Source organism: Cupriavidus sp. CP313, assembly GCF_054072015.1.
Genome location: NZ_JBSVZB010000001.1, coordinates 427174 through 442251 on the forward strand (window position 1 = coordinate 427174; position 15078 = coordinate 442251).

12 protein-coding genes are annotated in these 15078 nt (G+C 67.3%); 9 read left to right on the forward strand and 3 right to left on the reverse strand.

Going from position 1 to position 15078, the window contains the following annotated elements; all coding sequences use genetic code 11:
• Window positions 1-147 precede the first annotated feature (147 nt).
• Window positions 148-1155 (reverse strand): SDR family oxidoreductase, encoded by a 1008-nt coding sequence (locus ACW4E8_RS01910; RefSeq protein ID WP_456802962.1) that lies wholly within the window; start codon window positions 1153-1155, stop codon window positions 148-150.
• Between the two features lie 257 nt (window positions 1156-1412).
• Between ACW4E8_RS01910 and ligD the strand changes: the two genes are divergently transcribed.
• From ligD to ku, 3 genes are all read left to right on the forward strand, one after another.
• Window positions 1413-4115, forward strand: a complete 2703-nt coding sequence (ligD, locus tag ACW4E8_RS01915) for a DNA ligase D (RefSeq protein ID WP_456802963.1) — start codon at window positions 1413-1415, stop codon at window positions 4113-4115.
• 294 nt (window positions 4116-4409) lie between these two features.
• A complete protein-coding gene (locus tag ACW4E8_RS01920) occupies window positions 4410-6419 on the forward strand; it encodes a response regulator (RefSeq protein ID WP_456802964.1) in 2010 nt (669 codons plus the stop codon).
• Window positions 6420-6633: 214 nt separating this feature from the next.
• Window positions 6634-7653 (forward strand): non-homologous end joining protein Ku, encoded by a 1020-nt coding sequence (gene ku, locus ACW4E8_RS01925; protein ID WP_456802965.1) that lies wholly within the window; start codon window positions 6634-6636, stop codon window positions 7651-7653.
• Window positions 7654-7865: 212 nt separating this feature from the next.
• Here the strand turns inward: ku and ACW4E8_RS01930 are convergent, their stop codons facing one another.
• Both ACW4E8_RS01930 and ACW4E8_RS01935 read right to left on the reverse strand, forming a co-directional pair.
• Window positions 7866-8306 (reverse strand): BON domain-containing protein, encoded by a 441-nt coding sequence (locus ACW4E8_RS01930; protein WP_456802966.1) that lies wholly within the window; start codon window positions 8304-8306, stop codon window positions 7866-7868.
• 288 nt (window positions 8307-8594) lie between these two features.
• The gene (locus tag ACW4E8_RS01935; RefSeq protein WP_456802967.1) at window positions 8595-8855 is read right to left on the reverse strand and encodes a hypothetical protein; all 261 of its coding nucleotides are present in this window, start codon (window positions 8853-8855) and stop codon (window positions 8595-8597) included.
• A 235-nt stretch (window positions 8856-9090) separates the two neighbouring features.
• Here ACW4E8_RS01935 and ACW4E8_RS01940 point away from each other — a divergent pair, with 235 nt between their 5' ends.
• The 6 genes from ACW4E8_RS01940 (at window position 9091) to fliS (ending at window position 15077) form a co-directional block, all read left to right on the forward strand.
• The gene (locus tag ACW4E8_RS01940; RefSeq protein ID WP_456802968.1) at window positions 9091-10047 is read left to right on the forward strand and encodes an oxygenase MpaB family protein; all 957 of its coding nucleotides are present in this window, start codon (window positions 9091-9093) and stop codon (window positions 10045-10047) included.
• Window positions 10048-10799: 752 nt separating this feature from the next.
• Window positions 10800-11126: an RNA chaperone Hfq gene (locus ACW4E8_RS01945; protein WP_456802969.1), complete on the forward strand. Its 327-nt coding sequence runs from the start codon at window positions 10800-10802 to the stop codon at window positions 11124-11126.
• A gap of 225 nt (window positions 11127-11351) precedes the next feature.
• Window positions 11352-12659: a FliC/FljB family flagellin gene (locus ACW4E8_RS01950; protein ID WP_456802970.1), complete on the forward strand. Its 1308-nt coding sequence runs from the start codon at window positions 11352-11354 to the stop codon at window positions 12657-12659.
• A 155-nt stretch (window positions 12660-12814) separates the two neighbouring features.
• Window positions 12815-13174, forward strand: a complete 360-nt coding sequence (locus tag ACW4E8_RS01955) for a flagellar protein FlaG (protein ID WP_456802971.1) — start codon at window positions 12815-12817, stop codon at window positions 13172-13174.
• A gap of 33 nt (window positions 13175-13207) precedes the next feature.
• Complete coding sequence (fliD, locus tag ACW4E8_RS01960) at window positions 13208-14614, forward strand: flagellar filament capping protein FliD (RefSeq protein WP_456802972.1); 1407 nt, start codon at window positions 13208-13210, stop codon at window positions 14612-14614.
• A gap of 37 nt (window positions 14615-14651) precedes the next feature.
• The gene (fliS, locus tag ACW4E8_RS01965; RefSeq protein ID WP_456802973.1) at window positions 14652-15077 is read left to right on the forward strand and encodes a flagellar export chaperone FliS; all 426 of its coding nucleotides are present in this window, start codon (window positions 14652-14654) and stop codon (window positions 15075-15077) included.
• Window position 15078: the final 1 nt, after the last annotated feature.

Sequence of the window (15078 nt, forward strand, 5' to 3'; positions counted from 1 at the left end):
GGGCACACCTTCTGTGTGATGGGGTGAAGACAGCAGGCCCCGAGCGCGGGCGGCCTGGCGCCACCGCGCGGCGGAGGGCCGAATGCCCGCAACTGCGGGCATTCGAGTCAATGATAGGCGTTCGCGGCCCATGCGCGGCACAGGACACTAGCGCTTGTGCCGCAACTGGTACACCGCGGCAACCGCGGCGGAGGCGCCCACCACCAGCGCAGTGGCCAGCATCGGGTGCCGCGCCGTGGTGGTGTAGGGACAGGAGTGCAGCGCGTTGTGGCTGCCGCTGCGTTCCTGCAGGCCGCTGCCGCTGCCATACAGCGCGTTGTCCTCGAGCGGTCCCGCGGGGTGGTGCGTCTGTTGCGCGCGGCCCATGAAGCGGCGCATGAAGCGGTCGAAGGTGCGCGGCGCATGGTACGCCGCGGCCGAGAACGCCTTGGCGGCCGCACCGACGAAGAGCTCGCGGCGCGGGTTCTCGGCGGCAAACAGGATCGCGTCGGCGGCCAGCGCCGGGTCATACAGCGGCGGCGGCAGGCGCGGCTCGACATCGAGGAAATTCTTGGCGTGCATCGCCAGCGGCGTTTCCAGTCCGGCAGGCTTAATCAGCGTCACGCTGACCGGCGCCTGCTCTTGCTCCAGTTCCAGCCGCAGCGAATCGGTGAAGCCCTTGATCGCGTGCTGCGAGGCCGCGTAGGCGCTCTGCAGCGGCAGCGGGCCGTCCGCCGCCTCGCTGCCCATGTTGATGATGGCGCCACCGTGCTCGCGCAGGTGCGCGGCCGCCGCCAGCGAGCCATGCACGGTGCCCCAGTAGTTGGTATCGAACAGCCGCCGCTGGTCTTCCAGCGGCACGTCGCAATAGCGACCGAAGATGGTCACGCCGGCGTTGTTGATCCAGGTATCGAAGCCACCGAAGCGCTCGATGGCAGCCTGCGCCACCTTGCCAACCTCTTCATGCTTGCCGACATCGGCCACCACGGTGATGACTTCATTGCCATGCTCGCGCAACTCTTCGGCCAGCTGGTGCAGCGAGCCCTCGCTGCGCGCCACCAGCACCAGCCGCGCGCCCTGCTGCGCCGCCTTGCGCGCCGTCACCAGGCCCACGCCGCTGCTGGCACCGGTCAGGACGATGACCTGCGAGCCAATGTTCTTCAGGGTTGGTTTCATTTGCCGCTTCCTCCTCGGGGAGGCCCGGCACGTTGCCGGGCATGCCGCTGGGGAGTCGCAAGGAGCGTTCCTGTCCGGCGCGGCCCTGGGTGGCGGCGCCACGGCAGGCGGGCCGCCGCAGATTTACAACACCCGGTAAGAACCACATGCCTCGGCGCACGCACGGGGCTTGCACAGGGCGCTGTAGGACGGGCGCCGATTTCAGCGGCGGGATGTGCTGCCTAAGCTGGATACATCCCACGTAACCGGCGACAGCCATGGCCAAGACCACGCGACCGACAGCGCCACCGGATCCAGGCAAACGCCGCGCCCCGGCAAAACGCACCGGCAAGCACACCGTCAAGCGCGCCAGCACGGCCCGCCCGGCGGCACGCGGCGCGCCAGCCGCCAAGGCCGCCCCCGCCGCGCTCGACAAATACCGCCGCATGCGCGACTTCGGGGCTACGCCTGAGCCTGGCGGCGGCGCCGCGCGCACCCGCAGCAAACCGCGCAAGCGCGCCGGCGAGCTGTCCTTCGTGATCCAGAAGCACGCGGCGCGTCAGCTGCACTATGACTTTCGCCTCGAACTCGGCGGCGCGCTGAAAAGCTGGGCCGTGCCCAAGGGCCCGAGCCTGGACCCTGGCGACAAGCGCATGGCCATCCACGTCGAGGACCACCCGCTGGACTACGCCGGCTTCGAGGGCGTGATCCCCGCCGGCCACTACGGCGCCGGCACGGTCATCGTCTGGGACCGCGGCACCTGGTTGCCGGTGGGCGATGCCGAGGCCGGCTACCGCGCCGGCAAGCTGAAGTTCGAGCTGCGCGGCGAAAAGCTCCACGGCCACTGGACCCTGGTGCGCATGCACGGCAGCCAGCAGAAGGAGCAGGACGCCTGGCTGCTGATCAAGGAGCGCGACGAGGCCGCCGTGCCGGCATCGGAGTTCGACGTGGTCGAGGCCTTGCCGGACAGCGTGCTGGGCGGCACACAGCGCAAGCCTGCGGCAAAGCGCGCAAAGACCTCGCAGCCGCCTGACGAAGCCGCACCAGATGCACACAGCATGGCGAAGTCCCTGAAGCCGCCGCGCGGCGCGCCGCGCGCGGCCTTGCCGCTGGCGCTGGCGCCGCAGCTGGCCACGCTGGTGGAACAGCCTCCGTCCGACGCGCAGGCGTGGCGCTACGAGATCAAGTTCGACGGCTACCGGCTGCTGGCCCGCATCGACGGCAAGGATGTACGCCTGTTCACGCGCCAGGGCCACGACTGGACCAGCAAGCTGCGTGCGCTGGCGCGCGACGTCGGCACCCTGGGCCTGCCCGACGGCTGGCTCGATGGCGAGATCGTGGTGCTCGGCAAGCATGGCGCAACCGACTTCCAGGCGCTGCAGAACGCCTTCGATACCGCGCGCGTCGAGGGCATCCAGTATTTCGTGTTCGACCTGCCCTACTTTGCCGGCCATGACCTGCGCAAGGTGCCGCTGGTAGAGCGCCGCGCCCTGCTGCGCCGGATCTTCGCGCACAACACCTCGCCGCGCCTGCAGTTCAGCGAGGACTTCGAGGCCAGCCCTGCCGACATGCTCGAGGCAGCCTGCCGCATGAAGCTTGAAGGCGTGATCGGCAAGCGCGCCGACGCCGGCTATGTCAGCGCGCGCAGCAGTACGTGGATCAAGCTGAAATGCACCTTGCGCCAGGAGTTCGTGGTGGCGGGCTTCACCGACCCGAAGGGCAGCCGCGCCAGCATCGGCTCGTTGCTGCTTGGCGTGCACGACAGCGGCGGGCGGCTGCGCTACGCGGGCAATGTTGGCACCGGCTTCGACACGCGCACGCTGGCTGCGCTGCGCACGCAGCTGGACGCGTTGCGCGCCGGTTCCGCGCCCTTTGAGAGCGTGCCAGCCGGCGTAAAAGGGCACTGGGTGCGGCCAAAGCTGGTGGCCGAGGTCTCGTTCGGCAGCTGGACCCGCGAAGGCCGCGTGCGCCATGCCGTCTTCCACGGCCTGCGCACCGACAAGCCCGCGCGCGCGGTGTCGGTGGAGCGGCCGGCAGCGCCGGCGGCCAAGGGCAAGCCTGCGGCAAAAGCAGCAAAGCACGCCACCGCCGCCGGCGGCAAAGTCGCGATCAGCCATGCCGGGCGCGTCATCGACACAGCATCCGGCCTGACCAAAAGCGACCTGGTGCGCTACTACGAGCGCGCCGCGCCGCTGATGCTGCCGCACCTGCGCGGACGTCCGATCGCGATGGTGCGTGCGCCGTCGGGCGTGGGCGGCGCGCAGTTCTTCCAGCGGCATGGCGACACGCTGCGGGTGGACGGCCTCAACGTGCTCGATCCGGGCCTGTGGCCCGGGCATCCCGCGCTGCTGGAAATCGTTTCGGCCGAAGCCCTGGTGGCCGCGGCACAGCTCAACGTGGTGGAGTTCCACACCTGGAACGCCAGCAAACGCAGCATCGACCGCCCCAACCGGATCGTCTTCGACCTGGACCCGGGCGAAGGCGTGCCCTGGGCACAAATGCAGGAGGCCGCCGCGCTGATGAAGGCGCTGCTCGATAAACTCGGCCTCGCCAGCTTCCTGAAGACCAGCGGCGGCAAGGGGCTGCACGTGGTGGTGCCGATCACGCCGCGTGCGGGGTGGGACGAGGTGAAGGCGTTCGCGCATGACGCGGTGCGCCATGTCGCCGCGACCATTCCGCAGCGCTTCGTGGCCAAGAGCGGTCCACGCAACCGCGTTGGCAAGATTTTCATCGATTACCTGCGCAATGGCGTAGGCGCCACCACGGTGGCGGCATTCTCGGCGCGGGCACGCCCGGGGCTGGGCGTGTCGATGCCGGTGTGGTGGGAGGAACTCGATTCCCTGCAAGGCGCGGCGCAGTGGACCGTAGCCAATGCGGGCCCAAGGCTCGACGCCCTGGCGGCCGACGACCCATGGGCGGACTACGCTCGGACCCGGCAGGCGATCACGCGTGCCGCGGCGCGACTGGCACGCGCCCGATAGCCATCCCGCCCGTTCCTGCCGGATTCCGCAGCAAACGCCAAGCGGCACATTTCTTGCCACTGCCAGCGCAACAGCCTGGCAAAGACCGCAGGCGTGCTGATGCCAAAGGGGGAACGGCAATGAACGACTTTTGTGCGCATGTAATAACTACAACCAGCAGCCGCGCCGGCGCGGCAAACCTTGCAAGCGGTGCGGCGCGGCCGGCGCAGCTTTACACGGCGCCGCGGACCATCCCGGGCCCTGCCCCTGAGCAACCCTCCGCGCGGGCGCGAAAGCGCCTGTCAGCGTGATGCCATGACGCCGCATGCCGCCAACCCGGCCCCGCTGATCCTGAATGTCGATGACCGCGAGGGGCCGCGCTACGTCAAGAGCCGCATCCTCCATCGCGGCGAGTATTCCGTGATCGAGGCCGCCACCGGCCATTCGGCGCTGTCGCTGGTGCGGCAGCATGCGCCCGTGCTGGTGCTGCTGTCAGCACGCCTGCCCGATATCAGCGGGCTGGAAGTCTGCCGGCTGCTCAAGGCCGATCCACAGACCGCGCACACGCTGGTGCTGCTGACCTCGCCAGGGCTGGCGCAATCGCGCCAGCGCGTAGAGGCGCTGAACTGCGGCGCCGACGGCCACCTGGTCGAGCCTGCCGAGCCGGAAGAGGTGTTGTCGAGCATCCAGGCGCTGCTGCGGCTGCGCGGTGCAGAGGACGCCTATCACCGCACCTCGCGGGCACTGCATGCGCATGAAGACATGTTCCGCCAGCTGGCCGAATCGCTGGCCGACGTGGTGTGGATCCTTGACCCTGCCGAGCCCCGCCTGCTGTTCGCCAGCCCCTCGTTCGCCGCGTTGTGCGGCCATGCGCCCGAGCAGCTGACGCAAGCGCCGCGCCGCTGCCTGGAGCGCGTGGCCCCGGCCGACCGAGCGCGCGTGGCAGCGGCCTTTGCCAGCATGCTGGGCGACGGCAAGCTGGACATCGAGTTCCGCCTGACGCGCCCGGACGGCGAGCTGCGCGATATCCGCGCGCAGGCGTTCCCGGTGCGCAGCGTGGAAGGCCCGCCGGCCGAGGGCGGCGCGCCGCCGTCGCGCATTGCCGGCACCTGCCAGGACGTGACGCTGCAAAACCGAGCCGGACGCGCGCTGCACGACGAGGAACGGCGCAAGGACCAGTTCCTGGCCATGCTGGCGCATGAACTGCGCAATCCGCTGGCGCCGCTGCGCAGCGCCGCGGACCTGTTGCAGCAGCTCTCGCCCTCGCGCGAGGACATGTTCCGCGCGCGCGACATCATCGGCCGGCAGCTGCACCACCTGACGCGGCTGGTGGATGAGCTGCTCGACATCTCGCGCTTCAACCAGGGCCGCATCACGCTGCGCGAGGACCTGGTGGAACTGCGCACCGCGCTCAATACCGCGGTGGAAGCCGTGCGCCCCACGATAGAGGCCTGCGGCCATACGCTGCGCCTGTCGCTGCCCGAGCAGCCCCTGCCGGTACGCGGCGACCTGGTGCGCCTGACGCAGATCTTCAGCAACCTGCTGCAGAACGCCGCGGCCTACACGCCCGCCGGCGGCGAGATCGTCGTCGATGCCAGTCTTGAAGACAGCGCGGCGGACACTGCGCCCGATGCCGCGTCCGGCGCCCGCGTCACCGTGCGCGTGCGCGACAACGGCGCCGGCCTGTCCGAGGCACTGCAGCGGCAGCTGTTCGATCCGCTGGCCCCGCACGACGACGGCACGCAGCCAGAACCGCCGCGCGGCGCGTTCCAGCATGACGGTCCCGGCATCGGCCTGACGCTGGTGCAAAAGCTGGTGCGCCTGCATGGCGGCACCATCCGCGCCGACAGCCCCGGCCCCGGACAGGGCAGCACCTTCACGGTGACGCTGCCGGTGGAGCCGTGGCAGAAGTGGCACCCAGGCTCCGGCCGCGCCGCACCGCACCGCGGCGTGCCGCGCCGGATCATGGTGGTGGACGACAACGCTGATGCACTCGAAGCCATGATGATGACGCTGCAGACGCTCGGCCATACGGTGGTGACCGCCGTCGACGGCCCCAGCGCGCTGGCGCGCGCCACCGATGCCCGTCCGGAGGTGGTGCTGCTGGACCTGGGCATGCCCGCCATGGACGGCTTCGAGACGGCGCGCCGCCTGCGCGCGCTGCCCGAGATGCGCGGCGCCACGCTGGTGGCGCTGACCGGTTTCGGCCTGCCCGAGGACCGCCGCCGCGCGCTGGAAGCCGGCTTCGACCAGCACCTGGTCAAGCCGGCCGACCTGGACGCGCTGACACGGCTGCTGGACGAACTCAGCGCGGGCCATCCCTAGCGCGATGCCAATGCCAGCCGCCGATCCCATCCACCCTTGAACAAGGAAGCTCCGTGCATACCACGCCCGACCCCGACATCCCGCAGCGCAAGCCTGAAACCCCGCCGCCGGAACCTCCGCCGGGTCCACCCGAACCGGTGGCAGACCCGCCTCCAGGCGATCTGCCGCCACCGCCGCCGCAACGTGCCCGTGCGGCTGGCAAAGGAGCCGTCACGTGTCACGCATCATCTGGAAAGGCGCCATAACCTTTGGCCTGGTCAATATCCCGGTGGTATTGCGGCCCGCGTCGCGCAGCCAGACGCTGGACCTGGACCTGCTGGACGTGCGCGACATGGCGCCGGTGGGCTACCAGCGCATCAACAAGAGCACCGGCAAGCCGGTCGACAAGGAACATATCGTCAAGGGCTACCAGTACGCCAAGGACGAATACGTGCTGCTGAACGAGGAAGACTTCCGCCAGGCCAACGTCGAGGCCACGCAGACGGTGGATATCGTCAGCTTTGTCGACGCGCAGAGCATCCCGCCGTACTACTTCGATACGCCCTACCACCTCGAGCCCGACAAGCGCGGCGAGCGCGGCTACGCGCTGCTGCATGAAACCATGCGCCGCACCGGGCGTGCCGCGCTGGCGCTGGTGGTGCTGCGCGCCCGCCAGCACCTGGCCGCGATGCTGGTGCACGGCGACGCGCTGGTGCTCAACACCATGCGCTTTGCCGACGAGGTGCTGCCCATCTCCGAACTGAGCCTGCCCAAGGCAGCCACCGGCAAACCCAGCGGCGCGCACGCGCGCGAGATCGAGATGGCCACCAAGCTGGTCAACGACATGAGCGAAGACTGGAAGCCGGAACAGTACCGCGACACCTATCGTGACGACCTGATGGCGCGCATCGAAGAGAGGATCGACTCCGGCAAGACCCACCAGCTGACCCCGCCTGCGGAAGAGGAAGAAGCGCCGCGCCAGGGCGCCAAGGTCATCGACATGGTGGCGCTGCTGCGCCAGAGCCTGGGCCAGCGCGGCAAGGAAGACAAGGAAGACACCGCGCCCGCGCGCCGCAAGGCCCCTGCGCGGCATGCCGCCGCCAGGAAACAGCCCGCTGCAAAGCGGGCTGCGACCCCGCCTGCCAAGCGCGCCAGCACTGCCACCAAGACCAAGCGTGCACCGGCCAAGCGCGAGTCGCATGCGCCGGCCGCGCGCAAGAGTGCAAGTACTACGCGCAGGAAGCAGGCGGCTTAGGCAGGCACTGCGGTTCCAGAGGGTGCGGTTCGCAAATGATGTCAGCCAAATCCCGCTTGTGGTCTCCCTCTCCCGCTTGCGGGAGAGGGCCGGGGAGAGGGCCGGAGTCTCAACGAAGTCATGCCTGCTGTATGCCAGAGCCTGCCCTCTCCCCCGGCCCCTCTCCCGCGCGCGGGAGTGGGGAGCAAACCCTCAGCATCGGACAAGCCCGCTTACCGCGACGACACCTTCAGGTTGTCATTGACCGACGTCACGCCCTCGACGCTGCGGATCGCGTCCAGCGCCATGTCGTGCTGCTGCTGGCTCGGCACCGTGCCGCTCACGTCGACCGTGCCCTGCTGGGTCTTCACATGAATGCCGGTGGACTTGAGATCCTTGGTCGTGAGCAGCTTGGTCTTGATCCTGGTGGTGATGGCGCCGTCCTCGACGGCCCGCTTGGTCTTGTCGGCGGTCATGTCCGGGGCGGCGCCCCGGTCAGGGTCGGCACGGCCGGGCATGCCCGGTGCGGAATTGACGGGTGCCACAGGGGTATTGTCCGCCGCAACCAGGATCAGGCCGCTCTTGTCGAGCGCCAGCGCGCTGCCCGCCGCGGCCAACGCCGCAGCAACACAGGCCATCCGCACAGTGCGCGCGGGGATTCGGGAAAAACGCATGGCTGCCTCCTGTTTCGGGTCACCAGCGCATCCGTTGCCGTGCCTTGCCAGGCACGCGGAACCACTGGTAAGCCATTTTTCAGCAAGCTCCATACCTGCCGGCCAGGCCGCGCCAGGCGTCCGCGACGGGGCCCAGGGTGTGTAAATCGGGCCGCCCGTTGTAAAAGCGCCCGCCGCACGGTGTGCTGCATCGCCCGATACAGGCCGTTGCTGGCGGCACCCAGGTCCTTCCATGCTTGGCATGGCGATTGCGGTACAGGGAACGCGGCAGTTCGCCGCGCCAAGGAGCTAGCAATGGGACAGCAGCAACAGCCGGGTCAATCGCAGTCGGGCCAGAAGCCGCAGGAACAGAAGCAGCAGGAACAGTCTGGCCAACGCGGCAGCCAGCAACAGCCGGGACAACAACAAGGCGGCGGTCAGATGGGTAACCAGGACCGCAAGCAGGACCAACAACAGCAGCAGGACCGCGGCAGCTCGCAACCGGGCCAGCAGAGTGGCCAACGCAGCGGCCAGCAAAGCGGCCAGGGCGGGCAACAGGGTGGCCAGCAAGGCGGACAACGCCAGCCATAAGCAGCGACAGCTACGACAACAGGCAGCTTTCCGGGTATGTGCGGCAGCAACATGCGGTGCGGCCGCAGGGGCATACGCCGGAGATTGACAGGCCGGGACTCCCGCAAGGGGGCTCCGGCCCTTTTTGCGGCAACCGCGCCGGCATGACCCCGCGCACATCGTCCCGCATCCCGTGTATGCTGCCACTGACTTCCCCATCCAGGCACTACCGGCCTTGTCCAGCTTTACCGACCCTGCCGCCGGCCGCTCTGCGCAGCCAAGACGCGGCCCGCTGAACCATCTCTCCACCAGGCTGCGTGTGCGCGCCGGCGCGCACGTGCGCGCGCTGACCCGCAGCAATTCCGGCCTGACCCTCGACTACGACAACCCGCCGGGCGATCCCGGCCTGTTCGGGCCCGAGGCGGTCTGCTGGCGCGTGCATGCCGACTTTCCGGCGATGCTCGCGGGCGGCGTCAGCGCGCTGCTGCTGCAGACGCTGCATCCGCTGGCACTGGCCGGGGTCTGGGACCACTCCAGCTTTCGCACCGACATGCAGGGGCGCCTGGGGCGCACCGCGCAGTTCATCGCCGGCACCACCTACGGCAGCCGTGCCGATGCCATGGCGCTGATCGGGCGCGTACGGCGCATCCATGCCGGCGTGGTCGGCGTGGCCCCGGACGGGCGGCACTATGCGGCCTCCGACCCGGCGTTGCTGACGTGGGTGCACGTGGCCGAGGTCTCGAGCTTCCTGGCTGGCTACCTGCGCTATGTCGGTCCACTGAGCGGCGCCGAGCAGGATCGCTACTACGACGAGGTTGCGCGCATCGCCCAGATGCTGGGCGCGGCCGACGTGCCGCGCTCGCGTGCCGAAGTCACGGCCTACCTGGAGGCCATGCGGCCTGCGCTGCTGGCCAGCGAACGCACCAGCGAAGTGGTGCGGCTGGTGCGGAAGATACCGGTGGCCAACCCGCTGCTGCAGCCGGCGGTGCGCATCATGGCCGACGCGGGCATCGCACTGCTGCCGCCGTGGGCACGGCACCAGCTCGACCTGGACGGCCCTTCGATACGGCGCCCGGCCGCACTCGCGGGCATGCATGTGCTGGCACCGGCGCTTCGCTGGGTGCTGGGCGCCGGCCTGGCAGCGCGCGCACGGCGGCGCGTGGCCCGCGGCACCGCCACGACGGCCGGCTGAGGGCCGCGCGGCTATCGGCGTTCAGCGGATGATTCTTGAATGGAAATGAGAATTGACGGCAAAAACCCTCGCATTTCGGAGGATTGCGCGGTGCGAAAGTGGCGTTAAATCTGCCTCGGCATTCCGAACGGCCGGTCGGATTTACCAGCCGCACCAGCCACAGCGCCACAGAGCGCGATTCAAACGACGCAGGCAAAAAAAGAAGCCTACGCGCGGGGTGCTCGTAGGCTTTCCAGGACTGCTCGAGCCGAAAAGCTCTTACCAAGAATATAAACGCGCTTACATGAGGTGTAAATCCCGTTTCTATCAGGGCATTCCCTCATGACGATATGAGATCGTTTGCGCACTTTTGATGATTTTTGGCCCTGACGCTACATCAGGGCATTTTTTCGCATGGGCTGGCAATTTCCTCGCGAGCCCGGTTCACACCGGGCCTGCCGGCTCGCCGCCCTGGCCGCAGTATGCGGCAGCGCACAATCGGCTACAATATCACAGCCTCGAGAGCAACAATTTTTATAGAGCAAAGCCTCTATTCCAGGAACGGCGTGCGGTTCGTCAACGCTGGTAAAAAACTTTGTTACTCTCAGCCCCGAAGTATTCCCCTTCTCTTCTGGCAGCGCCAACCGTCGGCACCTGCGCCGTTACCGAGAGCGGATGTTTCTCCTGCCGCCCTGGCCGTGGCGCACCCCAAGCCGCCGGCCAATGGACTGTTATTTGCCGCCAGAACCCTTGCGGGCTCTTCCGGAGTCGTTGTGAAGAAGAAGGAAACCCGGCCCAAGTCACCGAGCCGAAAGCAACTGCAGCACCAGCAATTTGCTGCATACAGCACCAGCCAGGCGCCTGTGATCGTCCACCTGTCCAACGGCGCGCGACTGCAGGGCCTCGTCCTGGCGTCAGACGACTACGTGGTGCTGCTTGGCCGGCAGCCGGACGACATCCGGCCCACGGTGGTCTACAAGCGGGCCATCTGCCTGGTCACGCTGGCCAATGCGCCGGACGCGCCGGTGGTGGCACCGGATCCGGCCCCGGAGCCGGACTTCCTGCCGATCTACATCCCCCGCACCCACAAGCGCCGCTAGGCCAACGCCCGCCCCACACGCCTTCCCGCCCCGCAGCCCCCTGCCGCGCGGCGCCTCCGCCCGCCCTGCCGGCACCCCGCGAAACTATCGCGGAGATCACTCTAAACCTTTGTCTTGCCCGGTCGATAACCCAAGCAACGGAGGCAATCTACGCCCTGCAAAGCAGGCCGCCAACGTTACGGCACTAGCCGGAATGCCCAAAACTTTGCATATAGGAGTCGTACCATGGCGCAAGTCATTAACACCAATTCGTTGTCTCTGATGACTCAGAACAACATGAACACGTCGCAATCGTCGCTGAACACGGCGATCCAGCGCCTGTCGTCGGGCCTGCGCATCAACAGCGCCAAGGACGACGCCGCTGGTCAGGCGATTGCGAACCGCTTTACCTCGAACATCCGCGGCCTGACGCAAGCCCAGCGCAATGCCAACGACGGCATCTCGCTGGCGCAAACGACGGAAGGCGCGCTGACCGAAGTCAACAACAACCTGCAACGTATTCGTGAACTGTCGGTCCAGGCGGCCACGGGTTCGAACTCGTCGTCCGACCTGAAGTCGATTCAGGATGAAATCAACCAGCGCCTGTCTGAAATCGACCGTACGTCGCAACAAACCGACTTCAACGGCGTCAAGGTTCTGGCCGGCAGCAACAAGCTGTCCGTCCAGGTTGGCGCCAACGACGGCGAAACCATCTCCATCGATCTGAAGCAGATCGACAGGACCACGCTGGGCCTGAGCGGCTTCTCGGTGGCCAAGAACTCGCTGGACGTCGGCCCGAAGATCACCACGATCAACGCTGCCGCTGGTACCGGTTCGTTCAACGTGAGCTTCGCTGCAGGCGACGTCACCAAGATCAACGCCGCAACCGGCAAGACCTTCGCCGCAGCGGACCTCGAACTGCACGAAGTCAAGACGGCTGCCGGCGCGAACTCCGGCCAGTTCGTCGTGAAGGCTGGTGACGACTACTTTGCAGCTTCGGTCGATCGTGCCACCGGCGCCGTGAAGCTCAACGAAGCCGATGTTGCGTTCGACGACACCGCCAATGGCATCAGCGCCGCCGTCACGCTGCAAGACCAACTGGTGCGCGTTGCCAACAATGCTGCAGGCGCTGCCACGGGCTACGTCACCGTGCAGGGCAAGAGCTACGTCGCTGCCGGCACCCTGGCCGACGGCGGTGCCGCCGGCACCCTCAACGTGGCCGTTGGCACGATCTCCCTGAGCGGCGCCACCCCCACGGCTGAATTCACGGGCGTTCCCACGGGCAACGCGCTGAAGAAGATCGACGCCGCGCTGAAGCAAGTTGACGACCTGCGCAGCTCGCTGGGTGCCGTCCAGAACCGCTTTGACTCCGTCATCTCGAACCTGGGCACCACCGTGACCAACCTGTCCTCGTCGCGCTCGCGCATCCAGGACGCTGACTACGCAACGGAAGTGTCGAACATGACCCGCGCGAACATCCTGCAACAGGCTGGTACGTCGGTCCTGGCGCAAGCCAACCAGACCACCCAAGGCGTGCTGTCGCTGCTGCGTTAATCGCGTCGGCGAAAGGCGCAAGAAGGCTGGGCCGCAAGGCCCGGCCTTTTTGCCCGAGGAGCATTTCGCAGGCAGCCCGACTGCCTGCAAAGCGTTTCTCCTGGAACTGAACCCTGCCAACCCGGACGGAGTATTCGATGGCGCCTCCCCCGACAGTGAACCCAATTTCCGTGCGGATGCCAGCCGAAGGCCTGGCCGGCGCCGTGCCGTCTGGCGGCGCCGCCGCCATGGGCAGCCACGCTGCGCAGCGGCAGGATCGCGCCGAGGCTCGTGAGCACGCAGAAGCCACCAAGGGATTGGACCCAAGCGCCGCCATCGGCGAACTAGTCGATGCACTCAAGACCACCACCATCGGCCTGCGCTTCGAGATCGACGAGACCACGCACCGCGTCATCACCAAGGTGATCGACAAGGAAACTGGCGACCTGATCCGGCAGATGCCCACCGAAGAGGTGCTGCGCATTGCCCGCGCCATCGACAAGCTGCAGGGGTTGTTCATCAACCACGCGGCCTGAGCCCTGAATATCAGTTGAAGACGAGACAATAATATGGCAACGATCTCCTCCATCGGCATCGGTTCCAACCTGAACCTGAGCGACCTGCTGGACCAGCTGCAGAAGGCCGAGCAGGCACCGCTTGACGCCATCAATGCGCAGGCCAAGAGCTACCAGACCAAGTTGTCGGCCTACAGTCAGGTGCAGAGCGTGCTGGATGCCTACCAGGGCGCGGCGAAGAAGCTGTCCGATGCTGCCACCTTCGGCGCCGTAAAAGCCAGCGTCGGCACCACGGACGTGATGACCGTCACCACCGCTGCCAACGCAGTGCCTGGCAGCTACAGCATTACTGTCAACACGCTGGCCACCGCGCAGTCGCTGGTGAGCAGCAACGTTGCCGACCAGAAGGCCGCGATCGGTGGCGGCGAGCTCGTGTTCGACTTTGGCGAAGCGCTGGCCACCGGTGGCGCTGCCACTAGCACCAAGAAGGTCACCATCCCCGCGGATTCTTCCCTCGAAGGGATGCGCGATGCCATCAACAAGGCCGGCATCGGCGTGACCGCCAGCATCGTCAATGACGGCAGCGCCAACCCTTACCGCCTGGTATTGACGTCGGACAAGACCGGAACGCAAGCCACCATGCGCGTGTCGTCGACCGATGCTGCGCTGAACAACGTGGTTGCGTTCGACCCGGCCGCGGCGCCCGCCGCCAACAAGATGGAACAGAAGGTGCCGCCTGCCAATGCGACGCTGAAGATCAACGGCATCGACGTGGTCAGCCAGAGCAATTCAGTGGTGGACGCAGCGCAGGGCGTGACCATGAACCTTGTCAAGCCAGGCACGACATCGCTGGTGGTGACCCGCGACAACGACGCAATCAAGGCCGCCGTCCAGGCTTTTGTCACCGCCTACAACAACATTCAGAGTTCCGCCAAGTCGCTGACGGCATTCGATACCAAGGCCGGTACGTCCGCGGCATTGACCGGCGACGGCACGCTGCGCACCATCCAGTCCGGCCTGCGGTCGATGCTGGGCGGCGCCATGGATGACGGCAACGGCGGCACGATCACGCTGATCGACGTCGGCATCACGTTCGACAAAGACGGCACGATGAAGCTGGACGACTCCAAGCTGACCAAGGCGATAAACGAAAACCTGGGTCGCGTCACGTCCCTGTTTTCCAGCACCACCGGCGACGGCGGCATCGGCAAGCGCGCCAGCACCTATATCGAAAGCCTGACCAAGACCGATGGCGCGCTGAAGGTGGCCCAGGACGGCATCACCAAGACGCTGAAGGACCTGGAAGACGACTATGACCGCGTCCAGGACCGCGTTACTGCCACGGTGGCTCGATACAAGGCCCAGTTCACGCAACTGGACCTGGTGGTCGCGCAGATGAACCGCACCAGCAGCTACCTGACGCAGCAGTTCAATGCGCTGACCAACAGCACCAAGAAGTAATCGCCCAGCCGCACACCAGAGCCAGAGGAATCCAACCATGTTCGCCCGCGCAACCGCCAATGCCTACGCCCAGGTGGGCGTCCAGACCGGTGCCATGAGCGCCAGCCCGCACAAGCTGATCGCCATGCTGTACGACGGCGCGCGCGCGGCCATCGCACGGGCGAAGTTCCACCTGGAAGGTGGCAGCATTGCCGAACGCGGCAACGCCATCTCCAAGGCCATCGACATCATCGACAACGGCCTGCGCGCCGTGCTCGACCATGAGGCTGGCGGCGAGATCTCCGCCAACCTCGAATCCCTGTATGAATACATGGTGCGCCGGCTGATGCTGGCCAACCTGCGCAGCGACGCGGCCCTGCTGGCCGAGGTCGACACGCTGCTCGAAAGCCTGGCTTCGGCCTGGGCGCAGATCGACGACACGGCCGCGGCCGCGGATCGGCAACCCGCCTTACAGGACAACTGAC

Coding starts and splice junctions, on each gene's coding strand:
- fliS (WP_456802973.1), top strand. CDS start 14,652: ATGTTCGCCCGCGCAACCGCCAATGCCTACGCCCAGGTGGGCGTCCAG.
- ACW4E8_RS01920 (WP_456802964.1), top strand. CDS start 4,410: ATGACGCCGCATGCCGCCAACCCGGCCCCGCTGATCCTGAATGTCGAT.
- ACW4E8_RS01930 (WP_456802966.1), bottom strand. CDS start 8,306: ATGCGTTTTTCCCGAATCCCCGCGCGCACTGTGCGGATGGCCTGTGTT.
- fliD (WP_456802972.1), top strand. CDS start 13,208: ATGGCAACGATCTCCTCCATCGGCATCGGTTCCAACCTGAACCTGAGC.
- ACW4E8_RS01910 (WP_456802962.1), bottom strand. CDS start 1,155: ATGAAACCAACCCTGAAGAACATTGGCTCGCAGGTCATCGTCCTGACC.
- ACW4E8_RS01950 (WP_456802970.1), top strand. CDS start 11,352: ATGGCGCAAGTCATTAACACCAATTCGTTGTCTCTGATGACTCAGAAC.
- ligD (WP_456802963.1), top strand. CDS start 1,413: ATGGCCAAGACCACGCGACCGACAGCGCCACCGGATCCAGGCAAACGC.